Here is a 14641-nt window from a genome sequence, read left to right on the forward strand (position 1 = left end):
AAGGAGCCGCGATGCCCGCCACCCCGCCCCCGCTCGCCTCCTACGTCGAGTCGTGGTCACCCGGCCCGCTCACCGACGAGGACCCCCTCCACCCCGGTCCGGCGGCGGCGCTCTCGGCGGCGCTGGACCTGCCCGGCACCGCCGCCGGGGCCGGGGACCCGGTCCCCCCGCTGTGGCACTGGCTGCACTTCCTCGCCTGGCCCCCGCGGCACGCCCTGGGCGCCGACGGCCACCCCCGGGACGGCCACTTCCTGCCGCCCCTCCCCCACCGGCAGCGCATGTGGGCCGGCGGCCGCTGCGAGATCCGCGAACCGCTCCGCCTCGGCGAACCCGCGCACCGCGTCAGCAGCCTCGCCTCGGTCACCGCGAAACAGGGCCGCACCGGGGAGCTGCTGTTCGTCACCGAGCGCCGGGAGTTCCGGCAGGACGGCCGCCTCCGGCTGGTCGAGGAGCAGGACATCGTCTACCGGTCGGGACGCGCGGCCGGCTCGCACCCCCGCGCACTCGACGAGTCCGCCGCCCCCCGGACCGAGGCCCCGTGGCGGCTGGAGCTGCGCCCGGACCCGCCGCTGCTCTTCCGCTTCAGCGCCCTGACCGCGAACGCCCACCGCATCCACTACGACGCCCCGTACTGCCGGGACGAGGAGGGCTACCCCGGCCTGGTGGTCCACGGCCCCCTGCTGGCTCTGCTGATGCTCGAACTCCCCCGCCGGGGCGCCCCGCGGCGGCAGGTGCGCTCGCTCTCCTACCGGCTGCGGCGGCCGCTGTTCGCCGGCGAGCGCCTCGCGGCCTGCGGCACCCCCGCGGCGGACGGCGCCGCCCTGCACATCGCAAGCCACCGCGAGGAACGGCACGCCACGGCGGAGGTCGCCTTCGCCTAGGACGTGTCACGCCGACGCCGGGGAAGCCTCCGGGACGCTGCGCCTCACCCCGTGCCCTGCCGGGCGGAGGGTCGCTCCATGGCCTTGTCCAGATGCGTGATGACGGCCGGCACGTCATCGCTCTCGGTGCTGCGGATCAGCTTCAGGGCAGGCCGGACGACGACGCCCGGCCGCGCTATCAACCGGGCGAGCACGGCGGCCCGGACGTCGAGCCGCTCGATGGTGGCCGCGCGCTCCTCCTCGTTCTGGCCGGCGAGCAGGACGGCGTTGTACCACGCCTCCAACGCGGCCCGCTCCGGTCACGGCGCCAGGCGTCGTACGCGTCGAAGTAGCGGTTGCCGAACAACGTGTCGAATCGGTCCATCCGGGCGCCGTCGTCGAACAGCCCCCCGTGAATGGCGGTGCGGACCTCGACGGTCACCTGGCGGTACAGCGCCGCGAAGTACTACCCGACCCGGTCACCGGCGCGGCCGGCCTCCCGCACGATCCCGGCAAGCCCGTCCACGACATCGTCGATGTTCTCTGCGTTCTCGGCGTTCTCTGCGTTCTCGGCGTTCTCTGCCGCCATGCCCAACTCCCCCTCGTATCCCCCGCGTCAGGCCCGCACTCCGGCTGCCGTCCGCAGTGCCGATGACAGCCCCGTCCTACCACGGCACACCGGGAAAGAGGACTGCCTGTACCGCCCCGGGGGGCGAACGGCAAGCCGGGCCGCCGCCCGCGCAATCGCGGACGCGAACGCCGTAACCATTGACGGGGACATGCGCACCCCCTATGTTCTGGCCGAAGTTACGAACTACGTTCGAAATTACGGACAAGGGACGGTCCTGTATGCCTCGGATGTACCGCAGCAGATCCCTGCTCGTCTGCGTGTTCACGCTGCTCCTGGCCCTGGTCGCGGCGACGCAGCCGGTGTCCGCGGCGGACGGTCGCCCGTACACCAACCCGCTGAAGTCGGCCAAGGGCGCCGACCCCTGGCTGGAGTACTACGACGGCAACTACTACCTGATCACCACGACGTTCACCGGTGTGCTCGCCATGCGCAAGGCGCCGACCCTGGCGGGCCTCGCCACCGCACCCAGCGTGCAGGTGTGGTCGGACACCACCTCGACCCGCAACAACAACATCTGGGCGCCGGAGATCCACCGGTTCGACGGGCACTGGTACCTGTACTACTCGGCCGCCCCGAGCGGTGCCGCCTGCTGCGACTCCCAGCGCACCCATGTCCTGGAGAGCGCCGGCACCGACCCGCTGGGCCCGTACACCTACAAGGGCTCGCTCACCGGCTCCAACCTCGATCCGGGCGGCTGGCTGATCGACGCGAGCGTGCTGCAGGCGAACGGCAAGCTGTATCTCGTCGGCAGCGGCTCCGTGAACGGCAGCAGGCAGAGCCTGGTCATCGCGCCGATGAGCAACCCCTACACCCTGTCCAGCAGCACCTTCACGGTCATCTCCAGCCCCACCCTGAGCTGGGAGACCTCGGGTGCGCCGGTCAACGAGGGCCCCGAGCCGCTGTACCACGACGGCCGTACGTTCCTCACCTTCTCCGCGAGCTACTGCCAGACCGCCGACTACAAACTCGGTCTGCTCGAACTGACCGGCTCCGACCCTCTCAGCCCGTCCTCCTGGACGAAGAAACAGACGCCCGTCTTCCAGCGCAGCGACGCGAACGGCGTCTACGGCCCCGGCCACAACGGCTTCTTCACCTCACCGGACGGCACGGAGAACTGGATCGTCTACCACGCCAACTCCTCCTCGAGCGGGGGCTGCGGCAACGGCCGTACGACGCGGGCGCAGAAGTTCACCTGGAACGCCGACGGCACCCCGAACTTCGGGACCCCGGTCGCGCTCGGCACGACGCTGCCCGGCCCGTCCGGCGAGACGGCGGCCACTCCGGCCGCGTACACCCTCGTCAACCGCAACAGCGGCAAGTGCCTGGACCTGGACGGCGGTTCCGGCGCCAACGGCACGAACATCCTCCAGTGGACCTGCAACGGCGGCGCCAACCAGAAGTGGAAGGTGGAGGATCTCGGTGACGACACCAGCCGGCTGGTGAACGTGGCCTCCGGCGGGGTGCTGGACACCGCCGACTGCTCCGCCGCGGACGGCGCCGACCTGAGGCAGTGGTCGTGGCTGAACAACAAGTGCCAGCGCTTCCGGCTCGTCTTCACCGCCACCGGCGACTACGTCCGGATCGTGAACGAGAACAGCGGCAAGGTCGCCGACGTCGCCGACTGCGGTACGGCGAACGGCACCGACGTACGGCAGTGGACCTGGCTGAACAACAACTGCCAGCAGTGGCGCCTCGTGCCGACCACCTGACCTCGACTCCCGTACAAATCCCCCCTTTTGGAGAACCCCCTTGAGACGCAACGCCGTACGGCTGCTGCTGGCCGTCCTCGTCGCCCTCGCGGCCGTCCTCACCGGCACGGCCGCCCCCGCCCAGGCCGCCGTGCCGGAGTCCCCCGCCGTGACCTACACCAACCCGATCGCCGCGCAGCGCGCGGACCCGCACATCTTCAAACACACCGACGGCTACTACTACTTCACCGCCACCGTCCCCGAGTACGACCGGATCGTGCTGCGCCGGGCGACGACCATCCAGGGCCTCTCGACGGCCCCGGAGGTCACCATCTGGACCAAGCACACCAGCGGGATCATGGGCGCGCACATCTGGGCCCCGGAGATCCACTTCATCGACGGCAAGTGGTACGTGTACTTCGCGGCCGGTTCGACGTCCGACGTGTGGGCGATCCGGATGTACGTCCTGGAGGGCACCGGGGCGAACCCGCTGACCGCGACCTGGACCGAGAAGGGCCAGATCAAGACCACGTGGGAGAGCTTCTCGCTGGACTCCACCACCTTCGTGGTGAACGGGGTCCGCTATCTCGCCTGGGCGCAGCGCAACCCGTCCGAGGACAACAACACCAGCCTGTTCATCGCGAAGATGACCAACCCCTGGACGATCTCCGGGACCCCGGCGGAGATCTCGCAGCCGACGCTCTCGTGGGAGACCGTCGGGTACAAGGTCAACGAGGGGCCCGCGCTGATCCAGCACGGCGGCAAGGTCTTCATGACGTACTCGGCGAGCGCCACCGACGCCAACTACTGCCTGGGCATGCTGACCGCGTCCGCGACGGCCGACCTGACGGACCCTGCGTCCTGGACGAAGGGGACGCAGCCCGTCTTCAAGTCGAATGACGCGACCTCGCAGTACGGGCCGGGCCACAACTCGTTCACGGTCTCCGAGGACGGCAAGTCGGACATCCTCGTCTACCACGACCGCAGCTACAAGGACATCACCGGCGACCCGCTGAACGACCCCAACCGCCGCACCCGGGTGCAGAAGGTGTACTGGAAGGCCGACGGCACGCCCGACTTCGGCATCCCGGTGGCCGACGGGGTCACCCCGCAGCGGTTCTCCTCGTACAACTACCCGGACCGATTCGTCCGGCACTGGGACTACCGCGGCCGCATCGAGGCGAACGTCAGCCCGCTGGCCGACTCGCAGTTCCGGGCGGTCACCGGGCTGACGGGCAGCGGCACGGTGTCCCTGGAGTCGGCCAACTTCCCCGGCTACTACCTGCGGCACAAGAACTTCGAGGTGTGGCTGGAGAAGAACGACGGCACGTCGGCCTTCGCCTCGGACGCCAGCTTCTACCAGCGCGCGGGACTCGCCGACTCGGCGGGGATCTCGTACGAGTCGTACAACTACCCCGGCCGCTACGTCCGGCACTACAACTACCTGCTCTACGTGCAGACTCCGAGCACTGCGACCGACAAGGGGGACGCCACTTTCTACGCCCAGTGAGGGCCCGAGGACACGGCACGGAGACTATACATGGTATGTATACGCCCTATGTATAGTCTCGCCATGCCTTCTCCGACCAGGAAGATGAAGAACACGGGGGCCTGGTTGCGTCCCGTCGCGACGACCGCGGCGGCCGCCTCACTGGCGATGACCCTGACTGGTTGCGGCGGCCTCGAGACCACCGCCCCGAGCGCCGCGCGCGCCCACCCCGCGGCGACCACCCAGGCCGCCCGCTTCGGTACCGCCGACTGCCGAGAGGTGAAGTGCATCGCGCTCACCTTCGACGCCGGGCCGAGCGAGAACTCCGCCCGGCTGCTGGACATCCTCAAGGAGAAACAGGTCCCGGCGACCTTCTTCCTGCTGGGGAAACGGCACATCGAGAAGTACCCGGACCTCGTCAGACGCATGGCCGACGAAGGCCACGAGGTGGCCAGCCACACCTGGGACCACAAGATCCTCACGCAGATCGAGCCGGACGAGATACGCGAGGAACTGCAGCGCCCCGACGACGAGATAGAGCGCCTCACCGGCCGCAGACCCACCCTGATGCGCCCGCCGCAGGGCCGTACCGACGACACCGTGCACGGGATATGCCGTGAGCTGGGCCTCGCGGAGGTGCTGTGGACGGTGACCGCCAAGGACTACACGACGAACGACTCCGCCCTGATCCGGAAGCGCGTCCTGGCCCAGGCCGGCCGGGACGGCATCATCCTGCTGCACGACATCTACGACGGCACCGTGCCGGCCGTGCCCGGGATCATCGACGCGCTGAAGGAGCGGGGCTACGTGTTCGTGACCGTGCCACAGCTGCTGGCACCGGGGAAGGCCGAGCCGGGGAAGGTCTACCGCTAGGGCGTGTTTCGACAGGCGCCCCGGTCACCAGGTCAGGTGCAGCTCCTGCGGCGAGCGGTGGATCATCGTCGGGCGCATGACGACGGGCCGGTCCGCGGCCGGCCGCAGGCCCGGCAGGCGTCTCGTCAACTCGATGAGCGTCAGGCGGAGTTGCTCGCGGGCCAGCTGGGCGCCCGGGCAGGCGTGCGGGCCATGGCCGAACGCGAGGTGCCGGCCGGGCGGGCGGGTGATGTCGAACTCGTCCGGCCGCGGATGCCGTACGCCGTCCCGGTTCGCCCCGCCGAAGGCGACGAACAGCGAGGCCCCGGCCGGGAGTTCGGTACCGGCGAGGGTGAGCGGGCGGGTGGTGACCCGGCGGAAGCCCTGCAGCGCGGTGTCGTACCGTGCGGCCTCCTCGATCGCCGCCGGGATCCTCGACTCGGGTTCCGCGCACAGCAGTTCCCACTGGCGGGGATGCCGCAGCAGATGCAGCACGGTGGTTCCGATCAGGGCGGTGGTGGTCAAGTGCCCCGCGATCAGCAGGTTCTGCAGATGTGAGACGGCCTCGTGCCGCTGCTCCAGGCTGAGTTCGCCGGGGACCTCGGCCACCGACGCGACGATCTCCGAGCAGAGGTCCGCCCGGGGCTCCGCCGCCCGCTCCCGGGCGTACCGGTCGAGGACGTGCTGCGCGGCGACGGCGTCCTCGGCGGCGGCGATCTGCTCCTCCTCCGCCAAGGGCCGGAACAGGAGTTCCTCCGCGCGGTGCCCGCCGTGCACCACGACCGGCACGTCGTCGGGGTCGATGCCGACGATCCGGCCGATGACCTCGCCGGGCAGCCGTCGCGCGTAGGCCGCCATCAGCTCCACCCGGCCGTCCCCGGCGAACTCCTCGACCAGGGCGGCGGCGCGCTCGGCGGCGTACGGCAGGACGGCGGCGACACGGGCGGGTGAGAGGCCGCGCACGAGCGGGGCGCGCAGCCGCTGGTGCGTATCGCCGTCGGTGCCGACGACCACGGGCCGTCCGCCGAAGCCCTTGCCGAGCGTCGCGAGGGCGGCGGGCGACGGCAGCACGTCGGGCCGCAGCGCACCCGCCGACGAGAAGTCCTCCGGCCTGCGCAGCACTTCGCGTACATCGGCGTCGCGGGCGACGAGCCAGGCGTCCAGTTCGGGTACCCGGAGCAGGCCCTCGGCGCGGTGCGCCCGCACGTAACTCGGATACGGGTCGCGCTGCAGGTCGTCCAGGCTGCCGAGTCCTGCGAGGTCCACGTGAGGTCCTCCCGGCCGATGGGGGTGCGCGGGGTCGGCCTCATGGTGCCCTACCGGGCACACGGTCCGACAGGGGGCGTACGGCACTGGGCCGAGTGTGTGACCCGCCGAGGAACCGGCGTCCGGGCCGCCCGGACTCCCTACGATCGTCCCGTGGTCATCTTCAGGCTCGAACGCACGGCCCCGCTCCCGCCCGAGGAGACGTGGCGCCGGCTCACCGAGTGGCAACGGCACGGTGACGTGGTCCCGTTGACCCGCGTCACCGTGATCACTCCCCCGCCGACCCGTGAGGGCACGGTGTTCGTGGCGCGCTCGGGCGTCGGCCCGTTCGCCTTCGACGACCGGATGGAGGTCGCCCTGTGGCACCCTCCGGCCGACGACGAGCCGGGAATGTGCCGTCTGGAGAAACGCGGCCGGATCGTCCGGGGCTGGGCGGAGATCGAGGTGCGGCCCGGGCCGGGCGGCCGGACGCGCGTGCTGTGGCGCGAGGAGCTGCGCGTGCGTCTGCTGCCCTCCCTCTTCGACCCCCCGCTGGGCGCCACGGCCCGCTCGGTGTTCGGCCGCGCCGTCGACCGGCTGCTGCGCAGCCCGTGACAAGGTCCCGCCCGTACACCGCGGCCACGACCGCCGTCCGACAGGATGCGAGCATGACGAATACGGGCGAGACCGAGGCACCGGCGCCGCGGCCGGAGAGGTGCCCCGGGCTCTCAGGCCACCGACCCGATCCGCCCCGCGGGCACCGAGGTCACGTCGTGGTGGATGGGGGTGTGGGCGCCCGTCAGGGGGACGCCGGTGCCGCCGCGGCGGTTCGCGACGATCTCCGCGGCGATCGACAGCGCCGTCTCCTCCGGGGTACGGGCACCCAGGTCCAGGCCGATGGGTGAGCGCAGCCGGGCCAACTCCATTTCGGTGACGCCCACTTCGCGCAGGCGGGCGTTGCGGTCCAGGTGGGTGCGGCGGGAGCCCATCGCGCCGACGTACGCCACCGGCAGGCGCAGCGCCAGCTGAAGCAGCGGCACGTCGAACTTGGCGTCGTGGGTGAGGACGCACAGGACGGTCCTGGCGTCCACCTGGGCGCGCTCCAGGTACCTGTGCGGCCACTCGACGACGATCTCGTCGGCCTCCGGGAAGCGGGCCCTGGTCGCGAAGACGGGACGCGCGTCGCACACCGTCACGTGGTGGCCCAGGAACTTGCCGACGCGGACCAGCGCGGACGCGAAGTCGATCGCGCCGAACACGATCATCCGGGGCGGCGGGACCGCGGACTCGACGAGGACCGTCAGCGGGGCTCCGCAGCGTGCACCCCGCTCACCGATCTCCAGGGTGCCGGTGCGGCCCGCGTCGAGGAGGGCGGCGGCCTCGGCGGCGACGGTGCGGTCCAGTTCGGGATGCGCGCCGAGGCCACCGTCGTGGGAGCCGTCGTGGGAGCCGTCGGGGCGGACCAGGAGGGCGTGGCCGACGAGGTCCGCCGGGCCGGTCACGATCCGGGCCAGCGCCGAGGCCGCGCCGCTCGCGGCGGCCTTCACCGCGGCCGCGGCCACCGGGCGGACCGGGTCCCCGGTGCGTACCGGTGTGACCAGGATGTCGATGACGCCACCGCAGGTGAGGCCGACGGCGAAGGCGTCGTCGTCGCTGTAGCCGAAGCGTTCGAGGACCGGCTCGCCGTCTCGCAGGACCTGTTGGCACAGGTCGTAGACCGCGCCCTCCACGCAGCCGCCGGAGACCGAGCCGACGGCCGTGCCGTCGGTGTCCACCGCGAGGGCGGCGCCCGGCCGGCGGGGCGCGCTGCCGCCGACGGCCACCACGGTGGCGACGGCGAAGTCACGGCCCTGCTCGACCCACCGGCTGAGTTCCTCGGCGATGTCCAGCATGTCTCGGTCTCCTCGACGGTCGGGGGCGGTTCGGTGCACGCCCAGCCAGCTCTCTATGGGATGGAGGGAGAAACGGACCGGGAAGATGCCTGCCAGTGCCCACATGAAGGCGCCGATTTCCCGCGCCCTGCCCCGAGCCGCCTCGACGGTGGGTGCCACGGCGCGTGTGCGGAGGTGCTACGCCGTGCCGGTGAGGTGTTCGGGACGGACCGGCGTCCTGTTCAGCTCCAGGCCCGTCGCGGCGCGGATCGCCGCGAGGACGGCCGGGGTCGAGGACAGGGTGGGTGCCTCGCCGACGCCGCGCAGCCCGTACGGCGCGTGTTCGTCGGCGAGTTCGAGCACGTCGACGGGCATGGTCGGTGTGTCGAGGATGGTGGGGATGAGGTAGTCCGTGAAGGAGGGGTTCTTCACCTTCGCGGTCTTCGGGTCGACGATGATCTCCTCCATCACCGCCACTCCCAGGCCCTGGGTGGTGCCGCCGTGGATCTGGCCGAGCACGGACAGCGGGTTGAGCGCCTTGCCGACGTCCTGGGCGCAGGCCAGCTCGATCACCTTGACCAGGCCGAGCTCGGTGTCGACCTCGACGACCGCCCGGTGCGCGGCGAAGCTGTACTGCACATGGCCGTTGCCCTGCCCGGTGCGCAGGTCGAAGGGCTCGGTCGGCCGGTGCCGCCACTCCGCCTCGACCTCCACGGCCTCCTCGCCGAGCACGTCCGTCAGGTCGGCGAGCACCTCGCCGGCGTCGGTGACGACCTTGCCGCCCTCCAGGAGGAGTTCGGCGGTGGCCCAGGCGGGGTGGTAGGTGCCGAACCTGCGGCGGCCGATCTCCAGAACCCTCTCGCGGACCAGCTCGCAGGCGTTCTTCACGGCGCCGCCGGTGACGTACGTCTGCCGCGAGGCCGAGGTCGACCCTGCCGATCCCACCCCGGTGTCGGCCGGGTGGATGGTGACCTGGCCGACGCCCAGCTCGGTGCGGGCGATCTGCGCGTGGACGGTGACCCCGCCCTGGCCGACCTCCGCCATCGCCGTGTGCACGGTGGCGACCGGCTCGCCGCCGACGACCTCCATGCGGACGCGGGCGGTGGAGTAGTCGTCGAAGCCCTCCGAGAAGCCGACGTTCTTGATGCCGACGGCGTAGCCGACGCCGCGGACGACGCCCTCGCCGTGGGTGGTGTTGGACAGACCGCCGGGCAGCTGCCGTACGTCGGCGCCCTCGCTGCTCTCCCACTGTCGCTCCGGCGGCAGCGGCAACGCCTTGACGCGGCGCAGGAGTTCGGCGACCGGGGCGGGCGAGTCCACCGGCTGGCCGGTCGGCATGACCGTGCCCTGTTCCATGGCGTTGAGCTGCCGGAACTCCACCGGGTCCAGGCCGAGTTCGTTCGCCACCTTGTCCATCTGCGCCTCGTAGGCGAAGCACGCCTGGACCGCGCCGAAGCCGCGCATCGCGCCGCAGGGCGGGTTGTTGGTGTAGAGGGCGACGGCCTCGATGTCGACGTCGTCGACGGCGTACGGGCCGACGCCGAGCGAGGAGGCGTTGCCGACGACGGCCGGGGAGGAGGAGGCGTACGCGCCGCCGTCCAGGACGATCCGGCACCTGACGTGGGTCAGCCTGCCGTCGCGGGTCGCGCCGTGCTCGTAGGACAGCTTGGCGGGATGGCGGTGGACGTGTCCGAAGAAGGACTCGAAGCGGTTGAAGACGATCTTGACGGGCTTTCCGGTGCGCAGCGCGAGCAGGCACGCGTGAATCTGCATCGACAGGTCCTCGCGGCCGCCGAAGGCTCCGCCGACGCCCGCCAGGGTCATCCGGACCTTGTCCTCGGGCAGGCCCAGGACGGGCGCGATCTGGCGGAGGTCCGCGTGCAGCCACTGCGTGGCGACGTAGAGATGGACGCCGCCGTCCTCCTCCGGCACGGCGAGACCGGACTCGGGGCCCAGGAAGGCCTGGTCCTGCATGCCGAAGGTGTACTCGCCCCTGACGATCACGTCGGCCCGCCCGGCGGCCGCGGCGGCGTCGCCCCGGACGATCGGCTGGCGGTGGACGATGTTCGGGTGCGGGACGTGGCCGGCGTGGTGGTCGTTGCGGTGCTCGTGGACGAGGACCGCGTCCGGGGCGGTGGCGGAGGCCTCGTCGGTGACGACCGGCAGCTCGCGGTACTCGACCCTGATCTTCGCGGCGGCGCGGCGGGCGGTCTCCGGGTGGTCGGCGGCGACGATCGCGACCGGCTCGCCGTGGTGGCGGACCTTGCCGTGGGCGAGGACGGGGGTGTCCTGGATCTCCAGGCCGTAGTTCCTCACATCGGTCGGGAGGTCGTCGTACGTCATGACGGCGTACACGCCGGGGGTCGCGAGGGCCTCGCCCGTGTCGATGGAGACGATCTCGGCGTGGGCGACCGTGGAGCGCAGGATCTGGCCCCACAGCATGTCCTCGTGCCACAGGTCGGACGAGTACGCGAACTCGCCGGTGACCTTGAGGGTGCCGTCCGGCCGGAGGGTCGACTCGCCGACCCCGCCCTTGGCCGGCGAGCCTTGGGTGATCTTGGTGGGGGCGCCGCTGGTGGGGGGCATCGAGGTCAGACCGCCTCTCCCTGCCGGGCGGCCGCGAGGCGGACCGCGTCCATGATCTTCTCGTAGCCGGTGCAGCGGCACAGGTTGCCCGAGAGGGCCTCGCGGATGTCCTCGTCCGTCGGGTTCGGGTTGCGCTCCAGCATCTCGTCGGCGGCGACCAGCAGGCCGGGCGTGCAGAAACCGCACTGCACGGCGCCGGCGTCGACGAACGCCTGCTGGACCGGGGAGAGCTCCGGGGCGGCGGCGTCCTGGCCGGACCGCTGCCGCGCGTACTCCGCGAGCCCCTCGACGGTGACGACCTCCCGGCCCTCCGCCTGGCCGGCCGCGACCAGGCACGAGCACACCGGCACGCCGTCCAGGCGGACCGTGCACGAGCCGCACTCGCCCTGCTCGCAGGCGTTCTTCGAACCGGGCAGCCCGAGCCGCTCGCGCAGCACGTACAGCAGGGACTCGCCCTCCCAGACGTCGTCGGCTTCCTGCGGACGTCCGTTGACGGTGAAGTTGACGCGCATCACGCAGCTCCCTCGGTGTGGCGGCGGGCACCGCGGTACGACTCCCAGGTCCAGGTCAGCGTGCGGCGGGCCATGACGCCGACCGCGTGGCGGCGGTAGCTCGCGGTGCCGCGGACGTCGTCGATCGGGTTGCAGGCCGCGGCGCACAGGTCGGCGAACTGCTTGGCGACCGACGGGGTGACGATCTTCCCGTTGTCCCAGAACCCGCCCTCGTCGAGCGCCGCGTTCAGGAACTCCTCGGCGGTCCTCGCCCGGACCGGGGTCGGGGCGGCGGATCCGATGCCGGTGCGGACGGTGCGGGTCTCCGGGTGCAGGGCCAGACCGAAGGCGCAGACGGCGATGACCATGGCGTTGCGGGTGCCGACCTTGGAGAACTGCTGGGGGCCGTCGGCCTTCTCGATGTGGACGGCGCGGATCAGCTCGTCGGGGGCGAGCGCGTTGCGCTTCACGCCGGTGTAGAACTCGTCGATGGGGATACGGCGGCTGCCGCGCACCGACTCTGCCTCGACCTCGGCGCCGGCCGCGAGGAGGGCGGGGTGGGCGTCGCCGGCCGGGGAGGCGGTGCCGAGGTTGCCGCCGACGCCGCCGCGGTTGCGGATCTGCGGGGAGGCCACGGTGTGCGAGGCGAGGGCGAGACCGGGGAGCTCGGTCCGCAGGTTCTCCATGATCTTCGTGTAGGGCACGGAGGCGCCCAGCCGCACGCTCTCCTCGCCGACCTCCCACTCGTGGAGGTCTCGGACGCGGTTCAGGTCGAGGAGGTACTCGGGCCGCCGGTGGTCGAAGTTGATCTCCACCATGACGTCGGTGCCACCCGCGATCGGCACAGCGGTGGGATGCTCGGCCTTCGCGGCGAGCGCCTCCTCCCAGCTGGCGGGGCGAAGGAAGTCCATGACCGGCTCTCTTCGTTCGTCTCGGGTCCGGAATGAGCCAGATCGGTGCGGCGGGACCGGCTCGTTCATGTGCTGTTCACGCTGAACCGGTCCAGTACACCGCGCTGTACTCCGAGCGTGTCAGTCACCGAAACCATGAAGGAGTTGGCTGGCCAGCATGGGCATCTTGTAGATTCGTATGAACGGAGGCCATCGGTAACCTCTGCGTTTCCCCCTGGAAACACCAGCGGACCCGCGCGCCACCGGCCCGCCAGGATCCATCGTAGTTTTCGAGACAAAGAACGGCGGCGACGAGAATGCGGCTGCGCGCACTGCTGGACACCGATGCGCTGGGGCTGCGGCTGCTCGGCGGCGAGGACGAGCTCGACCGCCCGGTGCGCGGGGTGATGACCACCGACCTGCGCGACCCCAGCCGCTACCTCTCCGGCGGTGAGCTGGTGCTGACGGGCCTGGCGTGGCGCCGCGGCGCCGCCGACTCCGAGCCGTTCGTACGGATCCTGGTGCAGGCGGGGGTGGCCGCGCTGGCGGCCGGCGAGGCGGAGCTGGGGGACGTCCCGGAGGATCTGGTGGTGGCCTGTGCCCGGCACCGGCTGCCGCTGTTCGCGGTGCACGAGTCGGTGGCGTTCGCGACGATCACCGAGCACGTCGTGCGGCAGGTCAGCGGCGAGCGGGCCGGGGACCTGGCGGCCGTGGTCGACCGGCACCGGCGGATGATGACCTCGGGCCCGGCGGGCGGCGGCCCGGACGTGGTCCTGGACCTGCTCGGCTCCGACCTGGACCTGCGGGCCTGGGTCCTCTCCCCCACCGGGCGGCTCGTCGCCGGGCCGAAGGCGGCGGGTCCGGCGCCCTCGGCCGAGGTGTGCGCGCGGCTCGCCGGGGAGCACCTGGCGGCCGTCCGCGGCGGCCGCCGGGGGCCGTACCGGGTGGCGGTGGGCGGGCTCGGCCCCACGTACTCGCTGTTCCCGGTCCGCGGCGGCGGGCGCCCGCCGGAGGGGGCCGGGGACGCGCGGGCGGGCGTGCTGTCGGAATGGCTGCTGGTGGTGGAGGCGGACGCCGGGGACTGGGCGGACGAGCGGCTGGATCTGCTCCAGGGCGTCACCCAGCTGATCGCGGTAGAGCGGGACCGGCGGAACGCGGCGCGCACGGTGCGCAGACGGCTCGCGCAGGAGGTGCTGGAGCTCGTGCAGACGGGCGCGGCCCCGGCGGAGATCGCGGCGCGGCTGCGGGTGGCCGCGCCGGTGCTGCTGCCCGGCCTCGGCGCGGCCCCGCACTGGCAGGTGGTGGTGGCGCGCGTCGAGTGGGCGGACGGCGAGGTGTCGTCCGGCCCGGCCGCCCAGGCGCTGCTGGAGGAGATCCTGGCCGATCCGTCGGCGCCCGGCCCCGAGGCCGCCGACCGGATAGCCGTCGCCCACAGCGACGACGAGGCCGTCGCGCTGGTCCCGCTGCCGGCGGTGTCCAGCGAGCACGACGGGTCCGAGGCGGGCCTGGTCGCCGACGCGCTCCTCGCGGCCGTACGGGAGCCGCTCTCGGCCGGTCTCGACGGCGACGGGCGGCTCACTCTGGGGGTGAGCGCGCCGGTGCACTCGGCCGAGGGGCTGCGCGGGGCACTGGAGGAGGCGCGGCACGCACGGCGGGTGGCCGCGGCGCGACCGGGGCGGGTGTGCGCGGCGGGCCACCAGGAGCTGGCCTCGCACGTGCTGCTGCTGCCGTTCGTGCCGGACGACGTGCGCCGGGCGTTCACGGCCCGGCTCCTCGACCCGCTGCGGGACTACGACCGCCGGCACCGCGCGGAGCTGATCCCCACCCTGGAGGCGTTCCTCGACTGCGACGGCTCGTGGACGCGCTGCGCCTCCCGGCTGCATCTGCACGTCAACACGCTGCGCTACCGCGTCGGCCGGATCGAGCAGTTGACGAGCCGTGATCTGTCGCGCCTCGAGGACAAGCTGGATTTCTTCCTGGCACTGCGCATGAGCTGACCCGGGACGCCGTCCGGCGAAACCTCCGGGAGCGGACAGTC

General features: G+C 72.1%; 14 protein-coding genes. 6 read left to right on the forward strand and 8 right to left on the reverse strand.

The features are described from left to right. The first annotated feature begins 11 nt into the window (after positions 1-11). Positions 12-881, forward strand: coding sequence for an HTD2 family dehydratase (locus tag ABT057_RS10520; protein WP_352342105.1), 870 nt, complete (start codon positions 12-14; stop codon positions 879-881). A gap of 44 nt (positions 882-925) precedes the next feature. Here the strand turns inward: ABT057_RS10520 and ABT057_RS10525 are convergent, their stop codons facing one another. The 3 genes from ABT057_RS10525 to ABT057_RS10535 are packed head-to-tail and all read right to left on the reverse strand — an operon-like array spanning position 926 to position 1449. Continuing rightward, positions 926-1165 carry a hypothetical protein gene (locus ABT057_RS10525; RefSeq protein WP_352342172.1) on the reverse strand — a complete coding sequence of 80 codons (240 nt, stop codon included), beginning with the start codon at positions 1163-1165 and terminating at the stop codon, positions 926-928. Next, complete coding sequence (locus ABT057_RS10530; protein WP_352342106.1) at positions 1060-1302, reverse strand: DUF5995 family protein; 243 nt, start codon at positions 1300-1302, stop codon at positions 1060-1062. The genes ABT057_RS10525 and ABT057_RS10530 overlap by 106 nt, the downstream gene beginning before the upstream one ends. 24 nt (positions 1303-1326) lie before the next feature. Further along, complete coding sequence (locus ABT057_RS10535; protein ID WP_352342107.1) at positions 1327-1449, reverse strand: hypothetical protein; 123 nt, start codon at positions 1447-1449, stop codon at positions 1327-1329. A 260-nt stretch (positions 1450-1709) separates the two neighbouring features. Here ABT057_RS10535 and ABT057_RS10540 point away from each other — a divergent pair, with 260 nt between their 5' ends. The 3 genes from ABT057_RS10540 to ABT057_RS10550 all read left to right on the forward strand — a co-directional run bounded on the left by ABT057_RS10540 (position 1710) and on the right by ABT057_RS10550 (position 5541). Then, a complete protein-coding gene (locus ABT057_RS10540; protein ID WP_352342108.1) occupies positions 1710-3200 on the forward strand; it encodes a family 43 glycosylhydrolase in 1491 nt (496 codons plus the stop codon). A 40-nt stretch (positions 3201-3240) separates the two neighbouring features. Continuing rightward, complete coding sequence (locus ABT057_RS10545; RefSeq protein ID WP_352342110.1) at positions 3241-4689, forward strand: family 43 glycosylhydrolase; 1449 nt, start codon at positions 3241-3243, stop codon at positions 4687-4689. An 84-nt stretch (positions 4690-4773) separates the two neighbouring features. Then, a complete protein-coding gene (locus ABT057_RS10550; protein ID WP_352342169.1) occupies positions 4774-5541 on the forward strand; it encodes a polysaccharide deacetylase family protein in 768 nt (255 codons plus the stop codon). Between the two features lie 24 nt (positions 5542-5565). Here ABT057_RS10550 and ABT057_RS10555 read toward each other — a convergent pair whose 3' ends face one another. Further along, positions 5566-6786 (reverse strand): cytochrome P450, encoded by a 1221-nt coding sequence (locus ABT057_RS10555; RefSeq protein WP_352342111.1) that lies wholly within the window; start codon positions 6784-6786, stop codon positions 5566-5568. Between the two features lie 153 nt (positions 6787-6939). Here ABT057_RS10555 and ABT057_RS10560 point away from each other — a divergent pair, with 153 nt between their 5' ends. Then, on the forward strand, positions 6940-7380 hold the full coding sequence (locus tag ABT057_RS10560; protein WP_352342113.1) for an SRPBCC family protein: 441 nt from the start codon (positions 6940-6942) through the stop codon (positions 7378-7380). A 113-nt stretch (positions 7381-7493) separates the two neighbouring features. Here ABT057_RS10560 and ABT057_RS10565 read toward each other — a convergent pair whose 3' ends face one another. The 4 genes from ABT057_RS10565 to ABT057_RS10580 form a co-directional block, all read right to left on the reverse strand. Next, positions 7494-8657 (reverse strand): XdhC family protein, encoded by a 1164-nt coding sequence (locus ABT057_RS10565; RefSeq protein ID WP_352342114.1) that lies wholly within the window; start codon positions 8655-8657, stop codon positions 7494-7496. Positions 8658-8834: 177 nt separating this feature from the next. Beyond that, positions 8835-11222 (reverse strand): xanthine dehydrogenase family protein molybdopterin-binding subunit, encoded by a 2388-nt coding sequence (locus tag ABT057_RS10570; RefSeq protein ID WP_352342115.1) that lies wholly within the window; start codon positions 11220-11222, stop codon positions 8835-8837. Between the two features lie 5 nt (positions 11223-11227). Further along, a complete protein-coding gene (locus ABT057_RS10575; RefSeq protein ID WP_352342116.1) occupies positions 11228-11734 on the reverse strand; it encodes a (2Fe-2S)-binding protein in 507 nt (168 codons plus the stop codon). After that, positions 11734-12624 carry an FAD binding domain-containing protein gene (locus ABT057_RS10580; RefSeq protein ID WP_352342117.1) on the reverse strand — a complete coding sequence of 297 codons (891 nt, stop codon included), beginning with the start codon at positions 12622-12624 and terminating at the stop codon, positions 11734-11736. The genes ABT057_RS10575 and ABT057_RS10580 overlap by 1 nt, the downstream gene beginning before the upstream one ends. A gap of 296 nt (positions 12625-12920) precedes the next feature. Between ABT057_RS10580 and ABT057_RS10585 the strand changes: the two genes are divergently transcribed. Continuing rightward, the gene (locus tag ABT057_RS10585) at positions 12921-14600 is read left to right on the forward strand and encodes a PucR family transcriptional regulator (RefSeq protein ID WP_352342118.1); all 1680 of its coding nucleotides are present in this window, start codon (positions 12921-12923) and stop codon (positions 14598-14600) included. Positions 14601-14641: the final 41 nt, after the last annotated feature.

It is taken from the genome of Streptomyces sp. NPDC002588 (genome assembly GCF_040295925.1).
Classification (GTDB): domain Bacteria; phylum Actinomycetota; class Actinomycetes; order Streptomycetales; family Streptomycetaceae; genus Streptomyces.